The sequence below is a fragment of the Streptomyces sp. NPDC050145 genome (assembly GCF_044460245.1).
Taxonomy (GTDB): domain Bacteria; phylum Actinomycetota; class Actinomycetes; order Streptomycetales; family Streptomycetaceae; genus Streptomyces.
The window spans coordinates 80577-101011 of sequence record NZ_JBITJS010000020.1; the positions used below are offsets into that span (position 1 = coordinate 80577).

Sequence of the window (20435 nt, forward strand, 5' to 3'; positions counted from 1 at the left end):
CCATGCACGACGCCCTGGTCACCCTCATCGGCGGCGACCGGCCGGTCGAGCGGGAGAGCTGGCGGTCCCTGTGGGACCGGCTCCACGACGGAGGACTGCGCCGGGGCGAGGCCGTGGCCCTGCTCGCCTCGCTGTCCACCGCACCTCCCCGCGCCGCCACGCTCACCGCGCTCCTCGACTCGCTCGACGAGCGCCGCCCCCCGCTGACCGTGCCCTTCCAGGACACCGTCAACATCGTCGGCACCGGCGGCGGCCCGCGCACCTTCAACATCTCCACCGCCGCCGCCCTGACCGCCGCCGCGATGGGCGTCAGGGTCGTCAAGACCGGCTCGCGCGCCTACACCAGCGGCTGCGGGTCCATGGACCTCCTCGAGATCCTCGGCATCGACCTCACCCGCTCCTACGAGGAGACCGCCGAGGTGCTCGACCGCGAAGGCGTCGCCTTCGCCGGGACCTTCGTCTACCCCGCCGAGATCGGCCTGCTCGCCCGCGCCGCCCTGCCCCTGGACCTGCGCGACATCGGCCGCTTCGTCAACGTCCTCGGCCCCTTCCTGGCCGGTGTCCCGGTCACCGCGCAGCTCACCGGCGTGTCCGACCCGAGGAGGCTGCCCGCCGTCCGGCAGGCGGCCGAGCACACGGCACGCCGCACCGGCCGCACCGTGTGGGTGTGCACCAACGACCTCGGCGCGGACGAGCTCCTGGGCATCGTCCCCAACCGCGTGCGCACCTACGAGGGCGGCGGCGAGGACGAGTTCACCCTGCGCCCGCAGGCGCTGGGCCTGAGCTCCGGCCACCTCGGCGACCTCGCCCCGGTCACCACCGGCCGCGCCGACGTGGCCCGCCACTTCCTCGACCTGCTGCGCGGCGCCGGCGACCCCGTCGCCGAACAGGCCGTGTGCCTGAACGCGGCCGCGCTCGCCGTCGCCGGACGCCTCACCGCCGACTGGCACGCCGCGCTGACCGCGGCCCGCACCGCGATCCACGACGGCAGCGTCCACGGCCTGGTCGAGCGGCTGCGCACCCGGGCGGTGTCCGTTGTCTGACCGCCCCGGCTTCTTCGCCCGCCGCCGCCCCGGACGGCCCGGCCTCGCCGTGTTCCTCAACGCCGGCGACCCGCCCCTGGACCTGCTGCCCGACCTGCTCGCCATGCTCGACGAGAACGACGTCGACTGCCTCGAACTGGCCGTGCCCTTTCCCGACTCCGTCACCGACGGCCCCGTCGTGCGCCGCTCGGCCCGCCGGGCCCTGGCTCACGACGTGACCGCCCGCGAGGTCCTCGACGCGGTCGCCGCCGCCCGGCCGGCCCTGCGCCACCTGCGCATCGCCCTGCTCGCCGACTGGAGCCACACCGTCAAGGGCCCCGGCCTGGGCGACTTCACCCGGTCCGTGGCCGACGCCGGCTGCGACGGGCTGCTCCTGCACGGGCTGCCGCCGCGCTCCCGCCCCGCCTACCTGGAGGCGGCCGAGCGGGCCGCCCTGCCTGTCGTCACCACGTGCTACGCGGTGTCGGGGCCCCAGGTGCGGGCCGAGGCCGCCGCACACGCCTCCGCCTATCTGTACCTCGTCGCCCACTACGGCCGCAGCGGCACCGGCGCCCCGCTGGACGAACGGCGCCTGGCCGAGGTCCTCGGCCCGCTGCAGGCCGACGCGACCGCCCCGGTCGCCGTGGGGTTCGGCGTCCGCACCGCCGCCGACATCACCCGGCTCGAAGGGCTCGGCGCGCACTCCGTCGTCGTCGGCAGCGCCGGTGTCGAGCGGATCGAACGGGCCCTCGCCGAACGCCGTGACCCCGTCGAGGAGTTCGCGGCCTTCACCAGGGAGCTGCGCGGCGCCACACCCGCGGGCCTCCCGTCCACCGCTGTCCCCGCCACTACGAAGGGAATCTGATCATGATCGTGCGCAAGCTCGAGGACGTCACCAGCGTGGAGTGGGGCAACGGCCTCAGCCGCCGCTTCCTGACCCAGTCCGACGGCGTCGGCTACTCGGTCACCGACACCGTGGTCAAGGCGGGCACCAAGTCCCGCCTGGAGTACCGCAACCACCTGGAGACCTGCTACTGCATCGAGGGCAGCGGCGAGGTCGTCGACGAGGCCGGCAACTCCCACCCGATCACCCCCGGGACCCTCTACGCCCTGGACCGGCACGACGCCCACTGGCTGATCGCCAGCCCGCACGAGGACCTGCGCCTGGTCTGCGTGTTCACCCCGGCCCTGCGCGGCGACGAGAAGCACAACCTCGACTCGCCCGACTTCTCGCAGTACTGAGCCCCCGACCGGACCTCGAGCCGGCATCGAGCGGAATTCCAGCAGACACCGAGCGGACATCCCATGATCAAGTGGAGCACCGACCAGCAGGCCTTGCGCGACGGCCTCGCCCCCTACCTGGACGAGCTCAACTCCGGGCACGTGGAACAGGACGCGGCCGCCGCCTTCCCGCACGACAAGTGGAAGCTGCTGGCCGGGACGGGCCTGCTGGGCCTGCCCTTCGAGGAGCGGTACGGCGGCCTCGGCCAGTCCCTGCCCACGACCATGTACGTGCTGGAAGGGCTGGGGGAGGGCTGCCGCGACGCCGGTCTGAACTTCTCCGTCTGCACCCAACTGGCCAGTACCGGGGTGCCGCTGCAGCGCTTCGGCTCGCCCGAGCTCAAGGAGCGCTACCTGCCCGCCCTCTGCTCCGGTTCGCTGATCGCCGCCCACGCGATCAGTGAACCGGACAGCGGCTCCGACGCGCTCGCCATGCGCACCCGGGCCCGCCGCGACGGCGACGCCTGGGTGCTCGACGGCAGCAAGTCCTTCGTCAGCAACGGTCCCGTCGCCGACCTCATCACCGTCTACGCCCGCACCAGCGACCGGCCCGGACCGCTCGGCTACACCGCCTTCCTGGTCGAGCGCGACACACCGGGGCTGACCGTGGGCGCCCCGATCGCCAAGATGGGCCTGCGCACCTCCCCGCTGTGCGAACTGTTCCTCGACGGGTGCCGCGTCCCGGCCGACCGGGTCCTGGGCCGGGTCGGCGGCGGCTACCTCGTCATGGAGTACGTGATGCGCTGGGAGATCCTGCTGACGTTCGTGGTGAACGCCGGCGAGATGCGCCACCGGCTCGACCGCTGCCTGCGCCACGCCAAGGAGCGCGTCCAGTTCGGCCGGCCCATCGGCTCCAACCAGGCCGTCTCCCACCGGCTCGTGGACCTGCGCATCGGCGTCGAGAACTCCCGGCGCTGGCTCTACGACACCGGCGAGCGGATGGCGGCCGGCGAGAACGTCACCGAGGACATCGCCATCGCCAAGCTCGTCACCAGCGAGGCCAACGTGGCGTCCGCCCTGGCCGCGGTCCAGATCTTCGGCGGCAACGGCTACATGACCGAGTACGGCATCGAGAAGGAACTGCGCAACGCGGTCGCCGGGACCATCTACTCGGGGACCTCCGAGACCCAGCGCAACCGCATCGCCGCCCTGCTCGGCCTGTGACGCCGGCCCCGCCGCCCCCGACGAAAGCAGAACGCCGCATGTTCCCCAACGCCCTGCGCCCCACCGAGTTCCTCGACCACGAGTCCGACGAGGTGCGCGACTTCGTCGCCGCCGCCCTCCCCGCGGGCCCGGGCACCCCCACCGAGTCCGCGGTCGCGCTCTACCACGCGGTCCGCGACGGCATCCGCTACGAGGTCTACGGCGCGGACCTGTCCCGCGAGGGACTGCGCGCCAGCCAGGTGGTGCGCGCCGGGTCCGGGATGTGCCTGCACAAGTCGGTGCTGTTCGCGGCGGGCCTGCGCTCGCTCGGCGTCCCGGCCCGGCTCGTGCTCGCCGACGTCCGCAACCATCTGGCCTCCGAGCGGCTCAAGGAGCTTGTCGGCGGGGACGTCTTCCACCAGCACGGCCTGACCTCGGTGCATCTGGAGGGCCGCTGGGTCAAGGCGACCCCGGTGTTCAACAAGAAGCTGTGCCGCCTGTACCGGATGGCGCCGCTGGACTTCGACGGCACGGGCGACAGCCTGTACCACCCGTTCGACTCCGAGGGGCGCCGCCACATGGAGTTCCTGCGCTTCCACGGCGAGTTCGACGATCTGCCCTACGAGCGGATCCTGGCCGACCTGCGCGTCGCGCACCCGCGGCTGTTCGAGTCCGGCGACGCGACGGCGTTCGCCGCCGGGTCGCTGGAGGCCGACGCCGCGCGGACGGTGTCGGCCTGATGCTGGTCAAGGTGTGCGGTGCCACCACCGAGGAGGAGGTGCGGGCGGTGGCCGGGGCCGGCGCGGACCTCGTGGGCCTGTGGTGCGGCGTCCCGGGCGGCCCGCACGACCTCGCCGCCGACGAGGTGGCGCGGCTGGCCGGCGCCGCCCGCCGCACCGGCGCCGTGGAACCGGTCCTGGTCACCTTCGGCAAGGACGCGGGCCGACTGCTCTCCGTCGTGGCCGAAGCGGGCCTGTCCTGGGTCCAGCTGCACGGGTTCCAGCCACCGTCGCTGGTGCGCCGGCTGCGCCGGGAGGGGCCGCCCGGACTGCGGATCGTCAAGGTGCTGCACCTGGACCCCGCAGGGCGCTGCCTCCAGGGCCCGCTCGTGGCCGCGTACGAGCGGGCGGGCGCGGATCTCCTGCTGTTCGACACGGCGGCCGCCGACGGACGGATCGGCAGCACCGGACTGAGCGCGGACCCGGCCGCGGTGCTCGCCCTCGCGGCACGCGCCACGCTGCCGTTCCTGCTCGCGGGCGGGATCGGCGCGCACAACCGCGAGGACTTCGAGACGGTCCTCGACCATCCCCGGCTGCTCGGCATCGACGTGGACTCCGCGGCCCGGGGCCCGCTCGGCACGCTGGACGCCGGGACGGCGGGCGCGGTGGTGCGGGCCTGGCGCGGCGAGCGGGGCGCGCGCGGGGAGGCCGCGGCGTGAGCGCGGACTTCGCGGCCGCGCTGCGCTCGGCGGCCCGCCCGGTGGTCATGGAGGTCAAGTGCCGGGACGCCGACGGCCGGGAGCTGCTCGGCGGTCGTACGGTCGCCGAGGTCGTCGCCGCCTACGAGGCGGCGGGGGCGCCCTGCGTGTCGGTGGTCACGGGGCGCTGGTTCGGCGGCACCGAGGCGCTCCTCGCCGAGGTCGCCGCGCTGACCTCGCTGCCCTTGCTGCGCAAGGACTTCGTCACGAGCCGGGGCCAGCTGCGCCGCAGCCGGGAACTGGGCGCCTCCTCCGTGCTGCTGACGGCGCGTCTGCTGGCGGCCGGCACGCTGGAGCGGCTGACGGAGGCGGCCCTGGAGCTGGGGCTGACCCCGTTCGTGGAGGTCGCCGACGCGGCCGAGGCGGCCGCCGTGCCGCACGGCGAGAGCTGTGTGGTCGCGGTCAACAACAAGGACATCGCCACGAAGGAGCGGGGCGCGGGGGATCTGACGCGCGGTCCGGCCCTGCTCCCTGCGGTGCGGGCGACGGGGACCGGGTGCGCGGTCAGCGCCAGCGGTATCGACGGGCCGCGCACGGCGGCCGGTCTGCTGGACGCCGGGTTCGACGGCCTGCTGATCGGGACCGGACTGCTGACGGCGGGCAGCCTGCCGGAGTGGATCGCGGAGTTCGACCGGGCCCGCGGCGGCGGGCCCGGTCGCTGACGTTCAGGCCGCCGTGCTCGCCGCGGCGGCCCTCTTGCGCCGTGCGGCGGGTGACTTGGCCTTGCCCCGCTTCGTGCGGCCCCACGGCTTGTAGACGGACACGACGGCGGCGACGGTGAGCAGGGCGAACAGGCCCGGCACGCTCCACAGGAGGAAGTCGCCGGGCCAGCCGGGCCCGGAGGAGGAGCCGGCGGAGTCCGCGGTGTTCTTCGCGGCCTGCGTGACGACGGGGTGGATCACGAACCAGGCGAAGATCGTCATGAAGAGGGTGATGACCCACTTCACGATGATCCAGAAGTGCAGCATGAAGCCCCAGGCGGTGCCCCAGGAGAGCAGGATCCCGCTGAGCGCGGCGAACACGCTGAACACCGTCACGGCGGTGTCGTCGAAGACGTACATCGCCTTGTAGACGCCCTTGGCGACGGCGGGGTCGTCGGTCGTCCAGCCCATGAGGGCGAGGACGACCATGCCCAGGGAGAGGCCGACCCAGCCGACGGAGGTGACGACGTGGACGGCCAGGGTCAGCTTCCGCGCCCTGCGGCTCAGCTCGAACTTCTTCCTGGCCTTCTTCTCCTTCCGGTCACGCTGCGCGGCGTCGGGGGCGGTCGTGGTGGCGGCGGTGGGGACGGGAGCGGGAGCGGGAGCGGTCAAGTCTCATGCCTCCTGGGGCTCATGGGGGGTGGGGGCATAAACTCCGTATGCCGTAAGGGGAAACCCTTTATATAGTACGGAGTTCTGTTGTGGAGCGAGAGGACGTCACGAGAATGGCCAGAAAGGACCGCCCGGCGGACCCGGCGCGCACCCTCGCCCTGCTCTGGCGAGACCATCGGGAACCGGCTCCCCGCACGCGGGGACCCAAGCAGGGACTGACCGTCGACCGGATCGTCGACTCCGCGATCGAGGTCGCCGACGCCGAAGGCCTCGACGCGCTGGCGATGCGAAGAGTGGCCGAACCGCTCGGCGTGTCGGCCATGTCCCTCTACACCTACGTCCACGGACGCGCCGAACTCGTCAACTGCATGCTCGACAAAGTCCTCTCGGAGGCAGCCTCCCTGTCCGAGGTCGAGGGCGACTGGAGAGCGGCCCTGGAGCTGTACGCACGCGACATCAGGGACATCGCCCGCCGCCACCCCTGGATGCCGGCCCTGTTCGGCTCCCGCATGCTCATGGGACCCCACGAGACCGCGGTGTGGGACGGCGTCCTGCACGCCGTGTCCGCCACCGGCCTCACCGAGCCCGACATGCTCGCCGTCGTCAACCTCGTCAACGGCTACGTGCGCGGCGCCACCGTCCAGGAGGCCGACGCCCTGCAGGACGAACGCCGCACCGGCCTCAGCCACCAGGAGTGGTTCGAGCGCAGCGGCCCCGTCCTGGAACGGCTGATCCCCTTCACCCGCTACCCGACCCTCACCCGCGTCTGGATGTCCGGGGTCTTCGAGGAACCCGGCTCCGGCTTCGGCGACGACGGCGGCTTCGAGTTCGGCCTGCACCGCGTCCTGGACGGCATTGAGACCTACGTCGCCGAACACGCCGCCGCCGACAGCCGGTAGCCGCCCGTCAGGGGCCCGGTCCAGCGGCTCTCAGGGATCCCTCCAGACCGGGCCCCGACCCTGTCACCACAGACCGACCGAGACGTCTCACCGAGCTGAGACCCAGGGTGACGAGGGTGGAACTGGCGTGACAGTACTGGTGACAGGCGCGACGGGATCCGTGGGCCGCCACGTGGTGGACCGGCTCATCGCCGAGAACGTGACCGTGCGGGCACTCACCCGCGATCCCGCCGAGGCCCGACTGCCCGCGCAGGCCGAGGTGTTCGCCGGCGACCTCACCGACCCCGCGAGCGTCACCGACGCCCTGCGCGGCGTCGACCGGCTCTACCTCTTCCCGGTCCCCGAGACCGCCCGCGAGATCGTCGCCGCCGCCCGTGACGCGGGCGTGCGGCACATCGTCGTTCTTTCCTCCTCGTCCGTCCTCGACGAGTCCGGCGACAACCACAGCGGCGAACACCACCGCGCCGTGGAAGAGGCCGTCCGCGCCTCCGGCCTCACCTGGACCTTCGTGCGCCCCGACGAGTTCGCCACCAACGTCCTGTGGAAGTGGGGCCACTCCGTCCGCGCCGAGGGCGTCGTCCGCGCCCCCTACGGAGACGCCCGCCGCGTCCTGATCCACGAGAAGGACGTCGCCGCGGTCGCCGCCGCCGCCCTCCTCGACGACGAACGCCACGCCGGCCAGGCCTACGTGCTCACCGGCCCCGAGGCCATCACCCAGCGCGACCAGGTCGCCGCCCTCGCCGCCGCCGTCGGACAGCCCGTCGCCTTCGAGGAGATCACCCCCGACCAGGCCCGCGAACAGATGGGCCGGGCCATGCCCGCCCCCGTCGTGGAGATGGTCCTCGGCTACCTCGCCGACGCCGTCGCCCACCCCCCGACCCCCGTCGACACGGTGGAGCGGATCACCGGCCGCCCCGCGCTGACCTTCGCGCAGTGGGCCGCCGACCACGCCGACGCCTTCACCCCGCAGACCACGAGGACCGCCGCATGAGCGCCCCCGCAGGAACCGAGACCACCCAGCTCGCCCGCACCGGACGCGCCGTCCGGATGACCGGCAGCGGCGAGCCCGAGCAGTACATCGAGACCCACGCCACCGACCGGCCCACCGCCGGCCGCGGCAAGGTCGTCGTCGAGATCGAGGCCGCCGGCGTCTCCTACGCCGAGGTGCAGATGCTCCAGCACCTGCACCCCTTCCCGCCCCGCTTCCCCTTCGTCCCCGGCTACGACCTCGTCGGCCGGATCGTCGAGGTCGGCGCCGGCGTCACCGGGTTCGAGAAGGGCGACCGCGTCGCCGCCATGCCCCGCTACGGCGGCTGGCAGACCCACGCCGAGATCCCGGCCGCCTGCCTGGCCCACCTGCCCGAGGACCTCGACGCGGCCGAGGCCGTCGCCCTGGTCACCAACGGCGTCACCGCCTGGCAGATGCTCCACCGGCTCACCGACGCCGCCCCCGGCGACACCGTCCTCGTCCACGGCGCCAGCGGCGGCGTCGGCTCCGTCCTGACCCGCATCGCCGTCCACCACGGCCTGCGCGTCATCGGCACCGCGTCGCCCGCCAAGCACGACGCCGTACGGGACATGGGCGCCGAACCCCTCGACTACCGCACCCCCGACCTGCCCGCCGCCGTGCGGCAGTTCGCCCCGGACGGCGTCACCGCGGTCTTCGACCACATCGGCGGCAAGGGCCTCGACGACAGCTGGAAGATGCTCGCCCCCGGCGGCACCCTCGTCTCCTTCGACTCCTCCGTCGCCGGCTACCGGCCCGGCCAGTGGTTCCGCCCCCACCTGCCCGCCCTGCGCCGCAGCCTCACCCGCGCCGTCGCCCGCCTCCTGGGCCGCACCGGCGGCCGCCGCATGCGCATGTACTACGTCAAGCCCGGCAAGAACTTCGCCGCCGACCTCGCCACGATGTACGACCTGCTCGGCCAGGGCGTCCTGCGCCCCGAGATCGCCGGCCGCCTCCCGCTCGACGACGCGGCCCGCGCCCTGCGCGAGCTCCTCGACGGCCGCGCGGTCGGCAAGTACGTCCTGATCCCCTGAGAGGAACCACCGACATGACCGCCACACAGGCCGAGCCGGCGATCCCCGCCGCCCCCACCGTCCAGCAGCGCAACAAGCAGATCGCCCTCGACTGCGCCGCCGCCTGGAACCGCTGGGAGCTGGACGGCATCCTCGAGCACTGGGCGCCGGACATCCGGCACTACTCCGAGGACCGCCAGGTCGACACCCAGCAGATGATCGGCGCGATGAAGGGCGGCCTCGCCGCCTTCCCCGACCTCCACCTGGACGTCAGGAGCGCCGTCGCCGAGGACGACCGCGTCATCCTGCGCATCACCGTGGACGCCACCCACCTCGGCGAGTTCATGGGCAAGGCCCCCACGGGCAAGAAGGTCACCTGGTACATGCTCGAGGAACTCCGCTTCGACGCGGACGGCAAGATCATCGAGCACTACGACGTCTTCAACTACCTGCCCATGCTCAAGGAACTGGGATTCGTGCCGTCCGACGACCAGTGACGACCGACCCCGTACGGCGAAACGGCCCTGCGCCCGGCTCCCCGCCGGACCAGGGCCGTCGCCGTCCCCCCACACACATGCACGCACATACCGCCTGACACCGCCTCGAACGCCCGGCTGCCGGACCCCGCCACGGGATCCGGCAGCCGTTCGCGCGCCCGGGCCTACGCCGCGCTCTCCGCGAACGCCTTGGCCAGGTTCAGCGTCGCCGTGCTGTTGCGCCCCAGCGCCTCGCGCACGTAACCACGCGCCCGCGCCACGTCCGCACCCTCGCCCAGCACCCGCTCGATCGGCTCCTCGCGCAGCACCACACTGTGGTGCGAGGTCGCGACCACACCACCGTCCTCGGCCGGCACGACCGTCCAGCGGCCCGTGTGCGCCGCCATCAGAGCGGGCGTCTCGGTCTGCTTGTAGACGATCCGCCGGTCCTCGGGGAAACACACCCGCACCGACTCGGTGGTGTGCACCGACCCGTCGGCGGTCCGCGTGTCCATCGCCATCACCTGCACGCCCGGCTCGTCCTCGGTCAGCTCGAGCCGGTCCACGTGCGCCACCCGCTCCGGCCACTTGCCGGCCTGCTCCAGGAACGCGTACACCCGCTCCGCGGGACCGTCGATCCGCACGGAGTCCTCGAAGGACAGCACCAGGCCCTCCAGCGCGCGCCAGCCGGACACCAGAGCCCGCAGATTCTCCAGCTCCTTGCGGCTGTTGGAGTCCGTGGCCCGCTCGACCCACTCCACGCCCGCCGGATCGTCACCCACGACCGTGAAGTCGTGCAGCAGCGTCAGCCGCGAACGCTCGGGACCCAGCTCGGTCACGATCCAGGAGCCGCCCATCGACTCCACCGGAGCCGCCGACACCTCCTGACGGAAGTCGATCCGCCGCGCCGCCGGATCCAGCACCCGGCGCGAGGCCCACGACTTCACCTGCCCGTTGGCCGTCGCCCACATCCGCAGCCGCTCGGTCGTGCCGTCGAACTCCAGCTGCTCCACGTGCACGTTCGGCGGGAAGAACAGCGGCCACCGGCCGGTGTCCGCGACGATCCCGTACACCACGTCGGCCGGGGCGTCGGCCTCCACCTCGTGAACGGTACGGTGCACCCGCCCGCCCGTCTCCTCGTTCGACATCGGACTGTGTCCCCTCCGGTCAGAAATTGCCGAGCCCGCCGCAGACGTTCAGCGCCTGCGAGGTGATGGACGACGCGAGATCGGTCGTCAGATAGCCGACCAGGCCCGCGACCTCCTCCGGCGTCGCGTAGCGGCCCAGCGGGATCTTCGCCGTGAACTTCGCCATCACGGCCTCCTCCGACGTCTCGAGAGCGGCCGCGTAACCGGCCCGCACCTTCTGCGCCATCGGCGTCTCCACGTACCCCGGGCACACCGCGTTCACGGTGATGCCCGTCGGCGCCAGCTCGTTGCCCAGCGCCTTCGTGAAACCCACCACGCCGTGCTTCGACGCGGAGTACGGGGCGCCGAGCACGACACCCTGCTTGCCCGCCGTGGACGCGATGTTGATGATCCGGCCGTAGGCGGCGCCCTCCATGCCGCCCTTCTTCAGCACCTCGCGCGTCAGCAGGAAGACACTGTTCAGGTTCGTGTTGATGACGTCGAACCACAGGTCGTCGTCGATGTCGGCGGTCACACCGCCACCACTGCGGCCGGCGTTGTTGACCAGCACGCTGATCGGACCGAACGCGGCCACCGCGGCCGCGACCAGCGCCGTCACCGACTCACGGTCGCGCACATCGGCCGCGATGCCGTCGGCCTCGATGCCCTCGCCCCGCAGCCGCGCCACCGTCTCGGCGACCTTCTCGGGCGTACGCGCGCACAGGAACACGCGATGGCCGCGGCGCCCCAGGTCGCGTGCGACAGCCAGGCCGATGCCGCTGGTGGCACCGGTGACCAGCGCCACCGGGTTCGTGGGTGCCGTCATGTCTCTCCTCCAGAAAACGGTCGGTGCCCCGACCGTGTCCCGCCCGGCTCGGAACCCGCTGGACGCGGGCTCGAGGGCACCCGGGTCGAGGGTTTCTCGAAGAAGGCTCGATGCGCGGTGCTCACAGTGACGCGCAGCAGCCACGCGCTGACCACCGACGAAGCGGAGAAGTCCGTGTCCATCCTGGCCGACCTCACGACCGCCGTACGGCTGCCCGCCGTCGAGTCCGCGGTCCTGCACGCCGAAGTGCAGCAGTTCTACACCCGCCAGATGCAGCTCCTCGACCTGCACCGCATCGAGGAGTGGGGCGAGTCGTTCACCGAGGACGCCACCTTCGCCCTGCCGATCCTGCCCGAGCCGGTCCGCGGCCGCGCCGACCTCGTCTCCTCCACCCGCCGCAACAACGCGCAGCTCGTCGAGGCGAAGGAGCAGCACCGCCACGTCGTCAGCATGCTCGACGTGCGCCCGCAGCAGGACGCCACGGTGCAGGTGCGCTCCTACGTCGCCGTCTACGCGACCACGCTCGGCGAGCCCTCGCGCCTGCACCGCATGTGTGTCTGCGAGGACATCCTCGTACGCGACGCCGACGGGCGACTCCAGGTCCGCGCCCGCCTCGTCACCCGCGACGACCTGGCCTGACGCGCGCCGGCCCGGCCGGCCTCCATCTCCGCTCCACCGCCCCCCGGCCGTGCCGCTACCGGCCGCGGGGACGCTGCCCGTACCCGCACCACCACGCCTTGGACCCATGGGGGTTTTTCCGACATGACCCAGACGACGATCGCCCGGCCGGAGACCTCGGCCCTTCAGACGGCCGTGCAGGGCGCCGCGGACCGGCTCGTGGAACTCGGCGCCGCCGGCGTCCAGTTCCGTGTCGCGCGGGGCGAGGAGTCCTTCGTCGTGACCTCCGGCATCGCCGAGCTGGGCACGGACCGGCCGGTCCCCGAGGACGGCCGCTTCCGCATCTCCTGCATCACCAAGCCGTTCGTCGCGGTCGTGGTGCTCCAGCTGGTCGCCGAGGGCAAGATCGACCTCGACCGCACGGTGGAGAGCTACCTGCCGGGGCTGCTGCCGGAGTACGGCGAGAAGATCACCATCCGCAACCTGATGCAGCACACCAGCGGCCTGTACAACTACATGGACTCGTTCCAGAAGCCGGGCGACCGCTTCCTGCGCGACCGCTACAAGCACTACGAGCCCCAGGACCTCATCGCCATCGCGGCCGCCAAGCCGCTGGAGTTCGAGCCGGGCACGAAGTTCATGTACTGCAACACGAACTACTTCATCATCGGCCTGCTCATCGACAAGGTCACCGGCCGCTCCTACCGCGAAGAGATCACCGAGCGCGTCCTGCGCCCGCTCGACCTCGACGAGACGGTGCTGCCCGGCGACGACCCGAACATCCCGGAGCCGCACGCCCGCGGCTACATGGACATCGGCGGCAAGCCCGTCGACGTCACGCTGATGAACCCGTCCGAGGCCGGCTGCGCGGGCGAGATCATCTCCACCACCAAGGACCTCGACACCTTCTTCTCCGGCCTGTTCGACGGTAAGCTCCTGGACGAGGCGCAGCTGGCGGAGATGACCACGGCCCTGCCGCCGGAGATGATCGAGAACCTCCCCATGGGCATCGGCTACGGCCTGGGCATCATGAAGCTGCAGAACGACAAGGACCTCGACCTGTGGGGCCACGGCGCGGGCATCCCCGGCTACGCCACGCTCGCGGCGACCACCCGTGACCTGCACGCGCGCGTGCAGCTGTCGTTCACCATCGGCGACAAGGACTTCGGCCACGACGCCGAGCAGGCCGTCATCCGCGGTGTCAACACCGCTCTGTGCTTCTAGAGGACGCCATGACGAACAGTGAGGTGCGCAAGGCGGTCGTCGTCACCGGCGGCGGCACCGGGATCGGCGCCGCCACCGCCCGCGCCTTCGCCGAGGACGGCGCGCACGTCCTCGTCGTCGGCCGCAGCGAGGCCACGCTGAAGGAGACCGCGGACGGGTACCAGGACCGGATCCGGGTGCTGGCCGCGGACATCTCCGACGCCGGGGCTCCCGAACGGGTCGTGGAGAGCGCGCTGCGGGAGTTCGGCCGGCTCGACGTGCTGGTGAACAACGCCGCCGTCACCGGCTTCACGGGCCTCGAGGGCCTGGACCGGGACACGGTCGGAGCCCATCTCGGCACGAACCTGCTGGCCCCCGTCTTCCTGACGCAGCGGGCGCTGGACGCGCTCGAGGCCACCGGCGGCGTCGTCGTCAACGTGAGCTCGGCCGGCTCGCTCGGCCTGCGCGCCTGGCCCGACAACTCCGTGTACGGCATGGCGAAGGTCGCCATGGACTTCCTGACCCGCACCTGGGCCGTCGAGCTCGCGCCGCGCGGCATCCGCTCGGTGGGCGTCGCGCCCGGTGTGGTGGACACGGGTGTCGGCGTACGGGCCGGGATGCCGCAGGAGGCCTACGACGGGTTCCTCGCGCAGATGGCCGAGCGCATCCCCTCGGGCCGGGTCGGCCGGCCCGAGGACATCGCCTGGTGGATCGTGCAGCTGACCCGCCCCGAGGCGGCGTACGCCAACGGCACCGTCCTCGCGGTCGACGGGGCGCTCTCGGTCACCTGAGCGCCTTCCCCGGCGACGAACCACGAAGGGCGGGGCCACCGGATTCGATCCGGTGGCCCCGCCCCTTCGCACGCGCCTGGCGAGGGGGCTCAGCGGGCCACGCGCGCGGTCACGTAGCGGACCGGGACCTCGAAGCGGACCCGGCCGTCCTCGCCGCGCAGCGCGTCCAGGGCGGTGATGATCCGCTCGCGCAGCGCGGCGGCCTCTGCCTCGGGCAGGTGCTGCCACAGCAGGCGCATGCCCTGCGTGTGCGACCAGGTGACCCAGGCCTCGCCGGACGGCGCCGTCTGGACGACCGGCTCGTCGTGGATCTCGACGTCGGTGAAGCCCGCCTTCTCCAGGGCCGCCGTCAGGTCCGCGGGGTCCTCCAGCCAGGAGTGCAGCTGCCGGTGCAGGTTCTCCGGGTGCCAGGCCTCGGGGAGGTGCTCGAGCAGCGACATCGGGATGAGGTCGGTGAACAGCGGCGGCAGGAACGGGAAGGTGTCCTTGGTGAACACGGGGCTGGTGAAGCCGATCCGGCCCCCGTCGGCCAGCAGGTCCGCGTAACGGGCCAGCGCGGCACGGGCGTCGGGCAGGAAGATGACGCTGTAGCTGCCGAGCACGAGGTCGAAGGAGCGCGCCGGCAGGTCCGGGTACTCGCCGTCCATGACGCGGACCTCGACATTGGTGATGCCCTGGCGCTCCGCCTCCTTGCCGGCCTCCTCGATCATGGCGGCGGCGATGTCGATGCCGAGCGCGCTGCCCTCCTCGCCGACCAGCCGGGCGGCGGGCAGCAGCGTGGCACCGAGCCCGCAGCCGACGTCGAGCACCCGCTCGCCGGGCCCCGGCTGTGCCCGTTCGACGAGCCGGCTGCCCATCGGGGTGAAGAACTCGACGTCCAGCCGGTCGTAGGTCGCCGCGGCCCCGTTGAAGGCAGCGGTGACTTTCGTCTTGTACGTCGCGGTCGCGGTCTCGGTGGTCACTACGTCTCCCGGGTTCTGCGGGGCTTCACGGACGACTGTCCGAACCCATCGTGGGAGGCCCTGCCCCAGCGCCGCTGCAGGGCCGCTGGAGGACCGACTGACGTCCGGTCGGGGCCCGTTGGACGTTCCTTCCCCCGGCCGCTCGGGCCCTGGAAGATGCGAACCGATGCCCGACGGACCGTGGGAAGAAGCCGTGGAAGGAAGCCCATGAGCAGCCAGTTCGACGCTGTGCGCCGGATGATAGACGCGTACAACACCGGAAAGACGGACGACGTAGCCGAGTACATCCACCCCGAGTACCTCAACCCGGCCACCATGGAGCACATGGACCTGCGCGGTCCCGACTCCTTCGCGATGGCGGTCAAGTGGCTGCGGATGACGTTCTCCGAGCAGGCCCGCCTCGTCGAGGTGTCGCTCGAGGAGAACGGCGAGTGGGTGCGCGCGAACCTCGTCCTGTACGGGACCCACGTCGGCGACCTCGTCGGCATGCCGGCCACCGGGCGCGAGTTCTCCGGCGAGCAGATCCACCTGATCCGCTTCGTCGACGGCAAGATCCGCGACCACCGCGACTGGCCGGACTACCAGGGCACCTACCGTCAGCTGGGCTCGCCGTGGCCCCGGCCCGAGGGCTGGAGGGACTGAGCCATGATCCTGGTGACCGGAGCGACCGGCAAGGTCGGTCGCGAGGCCGTCGAGCAGCTCGTGGCGCTCGGCAAGGACGTACGGGCCCTGAGCAGGAAGCCCGCCGAGGCGAACCTGCCGGAGGCCGTCGAAGTGGTGGCCGGCAGCCCCGGCGACGCGGACGCGCTGGCCGTCGCGCTCAAGGACGTCGAAGCCGCCCTGGTGATCCTGTCCGGCGACGTGGCGGGGGAGGCCGCCACCTTCGCGGCCGCCGCGAAGGCCGCCGGACTGCCCCGGCTGGTCCTCCTCTCCTCGGGCGGTGTCGAGCATCCGCTGCCGCACGGCATCGCGGACGAGCACCGCGCCGCCGAGGAGGCCCTGGAGGCGTCCGGCGCCGGCTGCACGTTCCTGCGCCCGGGCCCCTTCCACGCGAACACCTCCTGGTGGATCAGGACGGTCCGCGAGGAGAACCGCGTCCGCGACTGGATCGGCAACAACCCCGGAGCGCCGATCGACGAGTACGACATCGCCTCGGCGGCCGTCGTGACGCTGACCGGCGAGGGACACGAGGGCAGGTCGTACCTGCTCACCGGCCCCGAGGTCCTCACCTCCGAGGAACAGGCACGGATCCTGGGCGACGTCCTGGGCCGCGACCTGGAGTTCTCGGTGGCCCCGCAGGAGGAGGTCGTCGACGTGTTCACCGGGATCACCGGCGACCGCCCGGCCGCGCAGACCAATGTGGCCGCCCTGCACAGCCCCGACGTGCCGTGGTCGAAGGTGAGCCCGGCGGTGCGCGACCTGACCGGCCGCGAGCCCCGCCCCTACCGCGCGTGGGCCGCGGCGAACGCGTCCCTGTTCGGCGAAGCAGCGCAGGAGTCGGCATGAGTGAGACAGGCAGCATCGTGCAGAGCGACGGACCGGTCCTCGTCATCGGCGCCACCGGCGCCCAGGGCGGCGCCACGGCCCGCGCCCTGCTGTCCCGGGGCCGCGCCGTCCACGCCCTCGTCCGCACGCCCGACGCTCCGGCGGCCCGCGAACTGGCCGCCCTCGGCGCGACGCTGGTCCGGGGCGACCTGGACGACGAGGCGTCGCTGCGCGCCGCGATGAACGGCGTGCACGGCGTCTTCAGCGTGCAGAACTTCATGACGAAGGCCGGCCTCGGCGGCGAGGTCCGCCAGGGCCGCGCGGTCGCCCGCGCCGCCCGGGACACCGGCGTCGCGCACGTCGTCTACAGCTCGGTGGGCGGCGCCGACCGCCACAGCGGCGTACCGCACTTCGACTCCAAGCGGCACATCGAGCGCTACCTCGACGAGTTGGGCGTCCCCCACACCGTCCTGCGCCCGACGTTCTTCATGGACAACTTCGCCGACCATCTCCCGGAGGTCGTCGACGGCACCCGCGTCGTGGCGCTGGCCCTGAAGCCGGACACCCGCGTGCAGTACATCGCGGTCGAGGACATCGGCTGGTTCGCCGCCGAGGCCTTCGACCGGCCGCAGGAGTACCTCGGGCGGAAGCTGGAGATCGCCGGCGACGAACTCACCGCCGCCGAGATCGCCGAGGCCTTCGCCGCCCGCACGGGCACACCGGCCCGCTTCCAGGAACTCCCCCTGGACATGGTCGCGTCGAACCCGTACATCCCCAACGCACCCGAGATCGCCCTCATGTTCGAGTGGTTCCAGGACCACGGCTACCAGGCCGACATCCCCACGCTGCGCACAGCGCACCCGGGGCTGAAGTCCTTCGCGGCGTTCCTGAAGGACCTCGACCTGTCCGCGTGACCGGGACCCCGGCCGCCCACCAGACACAGCCACGAGAGGCCGCGCCTGGTGGACGGCCGGGGCGGGCGGCGCAAGCACCCCGGCGCTGTCGCGTCAAGCCAGAAGCGGACGATCCCGCGCGGCGCGGCCTGCTAGAACGGTGCGTGCGGCCGCAGCGGTCGTGTGTGTCGCACTGTGTCGCACCTGCCCGCCCGAAGGGACGACGCCATGTCCATCCGTCTGTACGACACCAGCGCCCGGCAGATCCGCGATTTCACCCCGCTCATTCCGGGCTGTGTCTCGATCTACCTGTGTGGCGCTACCGTGCAGGCCGCACCCCATATCGGGCACATCCGCTCGGGCCTGAATTTCGACATCATGCGCCGCTGGTTCACGTACCGCGGCTACGACGTGACGTTCGTGCGGAACGTGACGGACATCGACGACAAGATCATCCAGAAGGCGGCGGAGCAGAACCGGCCGTGGTGGTCGATCGGCTACGAGAACGAGCGGGCGTTCAACGACGCCTATGACGCGCTCGGCTGCCTGCCGCCCACCTACGAGCCCCGCGCCACCGGCCATGTGCCGGAGATGATCGAGATGATGCGGGGGCTGATCGAGCGCGGTCACGCCTACGAGGCCGACGGCAGCGTCTACTTCGACGTGCGGTCCTTCCCCGGTTATCTGGAGCTGTCGAACCAGGACCTGGACGAGATGCGTCAGCCCGCCGAGGACGGCATCTCCGGCAAGCGTGACCCCCGCGACTTCGCGATGTGGAAGGCGACCAAGCCGGGTGAGCCGGACTGGGAGACGCCGTGGGGCCGTGGCCGTCCGGGCTGGCACCTGGAGTGCTCGGCGATGGCCCACAAGTACCTGGGCTCCGCGTTCGACATCCACGGCGGCGGCATCGACCTGATCTTCCCGCACCACGAGAACGAGATCGCGCAGGCCAAGGCCTTCGGCGACGAGTTCGCCAAGTACTGGGTCCACAACTCGTGGGTCACCATGTCGGGCGAGAAGATGTCGAAGTCGCTGGGCAACAGCGTGCTCGTCGGTGAGATGGTCAAGCACTGGCGGCCGATCGTGCTGCGCTACTACCTGGGCACTCCGCACTACCGGTCGACGATCGAGTACAGCGAGGAGGCCCTGCGCGAGGCGGAGTCCGCGTTCGCGCGGATCGAGGGCTTCGTCCAGCGGGTGACCGAGCTGGCGGGCGGGACGGTGGCTCCGGCGGACGAGGTGCCGCCGGCGTTCGCCGAGGCGATGGACGACGACCTGGGCGTGCCCGGGGCGCTGGCGGTCGTGCATACGGCGGTGCGTCAGGGCAACAGTGCGCTGGCCGCCGACGACAAGGAAGCCGCCGTCGCCCGCCTGGCGGAGGTGCGGGCCATGCTCGGCGTCCTGGGCCTGGACCCGCTGGACGCGCACTGGGCCGGTGAGGGTGAGCGGAGCGAGGATCTGCACGGCGTCGTCGACACCCTCGTACGGCTGGTGCTGGATCAGCGGGAGTCGGCGCGGGCTCGTAAGGACTGGGCGACCGCGGACGCGATCCGGGACCAGCTCGGCCAGTCCGGGCTCGTCATCGAGGACAGCCCGAACGGACCCCGCTGGACCCTCGGCACCCGCTGAGGACCGGGCGAGACGGTCGGTGACGGCTGTCCGCGCCCGAACCTTCCGTCGCGCCGGGTGAGTTGTGCGGGTTGCAGCGTTCCATGAGGCCGTTGCGCTCGTTGAGAGGTCGTGCACATGGATGACCATTTGATTTTCGATACCGCCGCCGAACTCCGGCCACCCTGCGCCTGCGGTGGACCGGGCACGCCGGCGAGCCCGCAGAGCGCCACGCTGTCCGGCCTGCTCGACACGCTCGAACGCCTCAAAGGAGAGTTCGAGCAACGCCTCACCGGCATTGTCCGGACGGAGACGGTGGCCGCCGGGGCCGCGGGCGGCCCGGTCGAACCGGGCAACCTCGACCTGCTCCGCCCGTTCACCGAGGCCATGCAGAGCATGGGCCGGACCCGGGACGGCGACCGCGAGGGCCCCGTCGCCGAACCAGCTCGCCGAGCCCCCCGCAAGAAACGTTTCCTCACCGACGGTGTCGACGTGGCCCTGGGCACCTTCCAGGAACCGGTCGCCCTGCGCGCGTACCTCGCACCGCAACGGCCGGCCCGGCCGGAATGACGGGGAGGAGCGTGCGCCGTGCCGCCGGCCGGCGCGTCAGGAGCTGGGTCGGTGTCGTCGGCCGGTGTGTCAGGAGCCGGGCCGGTGCAGCCGGTCCACCAGCCCGTCGACGTACTCCGGTGTGAGCTCCATGCCGAACAGGACCCGGATGTACATGGGCGCCAGGACGTGGTCCAGCACGTCGAGTGCGTCGAGGACCTGCTCGCCACGGTCACCGGCGCGATCGAGCATCGACTGCAACTGCCCCATGCGTTCGGCGAAGAGGTCGTCGCCGGCCTTCAGTCCCTGCGGCCCGTCGCTCGACAGGGCGACGGCCAGGCGCACCACCGCCAGTCCGTCGGGTCCGGTGATCTCGCGCGCCACGGCGGCCGCGTAGGTCCGCAGATCGCCGTCCAGGCTCCCGGTGTCGGGCATCGGCGACTGCGCGTTGAGACGGGTCAGCGCCACGTCGCTGAGCAGGGCCTCCAGGCTGCCCCACCGCCGGTAGACGCTGCTGTCGGCCACGCCCGCGCGGGCCGCGACCTCGCCGACGGTGAAGTTGCCGTAGCCGCGCTCGCTGATGAGTTCGGTGACGGCCTGGTGCACCTGCGCGCCGACACGTGCGCTGCGCCCGCCGGGCCTGCGGGCCCGCTGTCCTTCGTTCATGCCGCCACCTTAACGCAGTCAGGACTTGCGTTTATGGAACGGCTCCCCTTATGGTCGCCTAACGCAGTCGCTGACTG

General features: G+C 72.2%; 24 protein-coding genes. 19 read left to right on the plus strand and 5 right to left on the minus strand.

The window, feature by feature from the left end:
- Positions 1–2 precede the first annotated feature (2 nt).
- From ACIBTU_RS32550 to ACIBTU_RS32580, 7 genes are all read left to right on the plus strand, one after another.
- Entirely contained in the window at positions 3–1043 is a 1041-nt protein-coding gene (locus tag ACIBTU_RS32550) for an anthranilate phosphoribosyltransferase (protein ID WP_399130263.1), read from the plus strand.
- Positions 1036–1887: a tryptophan synthase subunit alpha gene (trpA, locus tag ACIBTU_RS32555; RefSeq protein WP_399130264.1), complete on the plus strand. Its 852-nt coding sequence runs from the start codon at positions 1036–1038 to the stop codon at positions 1885–1887. Before ACIBTU_RS32550 ends, trpA begins: the two co-directional genes overlap by 8 nt.
- A 2-nt stretch (positions 1888–1889) precedes the next feature.
- A complete protein-coding gene (locus ACIBTU_RS32560) occupies positions 1890–2264 on the plus strand; it encodes an ectoine synthase (protein ID WP_188341957.1) in 375 nt (124 codons plus the stop codon).
- Between the two features lie 63 nt (positions 2265–2327).
- Complete coding sequence (locus tag ACIBTU_RS32565; protein ID WP_399130265.1) at positions 2328–3467, plus strand: acyl-CoA dehydrogenase family protein; 1140 nt, start codon at positions 2328–2330, stop codon at positions 3465–3467.
- 38 nt (positions 3468–3505) lie between these two features.
- Positions 3506–4186 (plus strand): transglutaminase family protein, encoded by a 681-nt coding sequence (locus ACIBTU_RS32570; RefSeq protein ID WP_399130266.1) that lies wholly within the window; start codon positions 3506–3508, stop codon positions 4184–4186.
- On the plus strand, positions 4186–4884 hold the full coding sequence (locus ACIBTU_RS32575; RefSeq protein WP_399130267.1) for an N-(5'-phosphoribosyl)anthranilate isomerase: 699 nt from the start codon (positions 4186–4188) through the stop codon (positions 4882–4884). The genes ACIBTU_RS32570 and ACIBTU_RS32575 overlap by 1 nt, the downstream gene beginning before the upstream one ends.
- Positions 4881–5585, plus strand: a complete 705-nt coding sequence (locus ACIBTU_RS32580) for an indole-3-glycerol-phosphate synthase (protein ID WP_399130268.1) — start codon at positions 4881–4883, stop codon at positions 5583–5585. The genes ACIBTU_RS32575 and ACIBTU_RS32580 overlap by 4 nt, the downstream gene beginning before the upstream one ends.
- 3 nt (positions 5586–5588) lie before the next feature.
- Here ACIBTU_RS32580 and ACIBTU_RS32585 read toward each other — a convergent pair whose 3' ends face one another.
- The gene (locus ACIBTU_RS32585) at positions 5589–6236 is read right to left on the minus strand and encodes a DUF2269 family protein (RefSeq protein WP_399130269.1); all 648 of its coding nucleotides are present in this window, start codon (positions 6234–6236) and stop codon (positions 5589–5591) included.
- Positions 6237–6349: 113 nt separating this feature from the next.
- Here ACIBTU_RS32585 and ACIBTU_RS32590 point away from each other — a divergent pair, with 113 nt between their 5' ends.
- The 4 genes from ACIBTU_RS32590 to ACIBTU_RS32605 all read left to right on the plus strand — a co-directional run bounded on the left by ACIBTU_RS32590 (position 6350) and on the right by ACIBTU_RS32605 (position 9651).
- Positions 6350–7135 carry a TetR/AcrR family transcriptional regulator gene (locus ACIBTU_RS32590; RefSeq protein WP_399130270.1) on the plus strand — a complete coding sequence of 262 codons (786 nt, stop codon included), beginning with the start codon at positions 6350–6352 and terminating at the stop codon, positions 7133–7135.
- Between the two features lie 127 nt (positions 7136–7262).
- Positions 7263–8126: an NAD(P)H-binding protein gene (locus ACIBTU_RS32595; protein ID WP_399130271.1), complete on the plus strand. Its 864-nt coding sequence runs from the start codon at positions 7263–7265 to the stop codon at positions 8124–8126.
- Complete coding sequence (locus ACIBTU_RS32600; RefSeq protein ID WP_399130272.1) at positions 8123–9175, plus strand: zinc-binding dehydrogenase; 1053 nt, start codon at positions 8123–8125, stop codon at positions 9173–9175. The genes ACIBTU_RS32595 and ACIBTU_RS32600 overlap by 4 nt, the downstream gene beginning before the upstream one ends.
- A gap of 14 nt (positions 9176–9189) precedes the next feature.
- Positions 9190–9651, plus strand: coding sequence for an ester cyclase (locus ACIBTU_RS32605; RefSeq protein WP_399130273.1), 462 nt, complete (start codon positions 9190–9192; stop codon positions 9649–9651).
- A gap of 164 nt (positions 9652–9815) precedes the next feature.
- Here ACIBTU_RS32605 and ACIBTU_RS32610 read toward each other — a convergent pair whose 3' ends face one another.
- Both ACIBTU_RS32610 and fabG read right to left on the minus strand, forming a co-directional pair.
- Entirely contained in the window at positions 9816–10778 is a 963-nt protein-coding gene (locus ACIBTU_RS32610) for an aromatase/cyclase (RefSeq protein WP_399130274.1), read from the minus strand.
- A 19-nt stretch (positions 10779–10797) separates the two neighbouring features.
- Positions 10798–11583 (minus strand): 3-oxoacyl-ACP reductase FabG, encoded by a 786-nt coding sequence (fabG, locus tag ACIBTU_RS32615; RefSeq protein WP_399130275.1) that lies wholly within the window; start codon positions 11581–11583, stop codon positions 10798–10800.
- Positions 11584–11700: 117 nt separating this feature from the next.
- On the opposite strand from fabG, the gene ACIBTU_RS32620 reads away from it, so the two are divergent.
- The 3 genes from ACIBTU_RS32620 (at position 11701) to ACIBTU_RS32630 (ending at position 14195) form a co-directional block, all read left to right on the plus strand.
- On the plus strand, positions 11701–12222 hold the full coding sequence (locus ACIBTU_RS32620) for a nuclear transport factor 2 family protein (RefSeq protein ID WP_399130276.1): 522 nt from the start codon (positions 11701–11703) through the stop codon (positions 12220–12222).
- A 123-nt stretch (positions 12223–12345) separates the two neighbouring features.
- The gene (locus ACIBTU_RS32625; RefSeq protein ID WP_399130277.1) at positions 12346–13425 is read left to right on the plus strand and encodes a serine hydrolase domain-containing protein; all 1080 of its coding nucleotides are present in this window, start codon (positions 12346–12348) and stop codon (positions 13423–13425) included.
- Positions 13426–13433: 8 nt separating this feature from the next.
- On the plus strand, positions 13434–14195 hold the full coding sequence (locus ACIBTU_RS32630) for an SDR family NAD(P)-dependent oxidoreductase (RefSeq protein WP_399130278.1): 762 nt from the start codon (positions 13434–13436) through the stop codon (positions 14193–14195).
- An 89-nt stretch (positions 14196–14284) separates the two neighbouring features.
- On the opposite strand, the gene ACIBTU_RS32635 is transcribed toward ACIBTU_RS32630, so the two are convergent.
- Entirely contained in the window at positions 14285–15157 is an 873-nt protein-coding gene (locus ACIBTU_RS32635) for a class I SAM-dependent methyltransferase (RefSeq protein ID WP_399130279.1), read from the minus strand.
- 207 nt (positions 15158–15364) lie between these two features.
- Here ACIBTU_RS32635 and ACIBTU_RS32640 point away from each other — a divergent pair, with 207 nt between their 5' ends.
- The 5 genes from ACIBTU_RS32640 to ACIBTU_RS32660 all read left to right on the plus strand — a co-directional run bounded on the left by ACIBTU_RS32640 (position 15365) and on the right by ACIBTU_RS32660 (position 19713).
- Entirely contained in the window at positions 15365–15799 is a 435-nt protein-coding gene (locus ACIBTU_RS32640) for a SnoaL/DnrD family polyketide biosynthesis methyl ester cyclase (protein ID WP_399130280.1), read from the plus strand.
- Between the two features lie 3 nt (positions 15800–15802).
- The gene (locus ACIBTU_RS32645; RefSeq protein ID WP_399130281.1) at positions 15803–16663 is read left to right on the plus strand and encodes an NAD(P)H-binding protein; all 861 of its coding nucleotides are present in this window, start codon (positions 15803–15805) and stop codon (positions 16661–16663) included.
- Positions 16660–17556, plus strand: coding sequence for an NmrA/HSCARG family protein (locus ACIBTU_RS32650; RefSeq protein ID WP_399130282.1), 897 nt, complete (start codon positions 16660–16662; stop codon positions 17554–17556). Before ACIBTU_RS32645 ends, ACIBTU_RS32650 begins: the two co-directional genes overlap by 4 nt.
- A gap of 207 nt (positions 17557–17763) precedes the next feature.
- A complete protein-coding gene (gene cysS, locus ACIBTU_RS32655) occupies positions 17764–19164 on the plus strand; it encodes a cysteine--tRNA ligase (RefSeq protein ID WP_399130283.1) in 1401 nt (466 codons plus the stop codon).
- 111 nt (positions 19165–19275) lie between these two features.
- Positions 19276–19713 (plus strand): hypothetical protein, encoded by a 438-nt coding sequence (locus ACIBTU_RS32660; protein ID WP_399130284.1) that lies wholly within the window; start codon positions 19276–19278, stop codon positions 19711–19713.
- A gap of 69 nt (positions 19714–19782) precedes the next feature.
- Here ACIBTU_RS32660 and ACIBTU_RS32665 read toward each other — a convergent pair whose 3' ends face one another.
- Entirely contained in the window at positions 19783–20358 is a 576-nt protein-coding gene (locus ACIBTU_RS32665; RefSeq protein ID WP_399130285.1) for a TetR/AcrR family transcriptional regulator, read from the minus strand.
- Positions 20359–20435 lie beyond the last annotated feature (77 nt).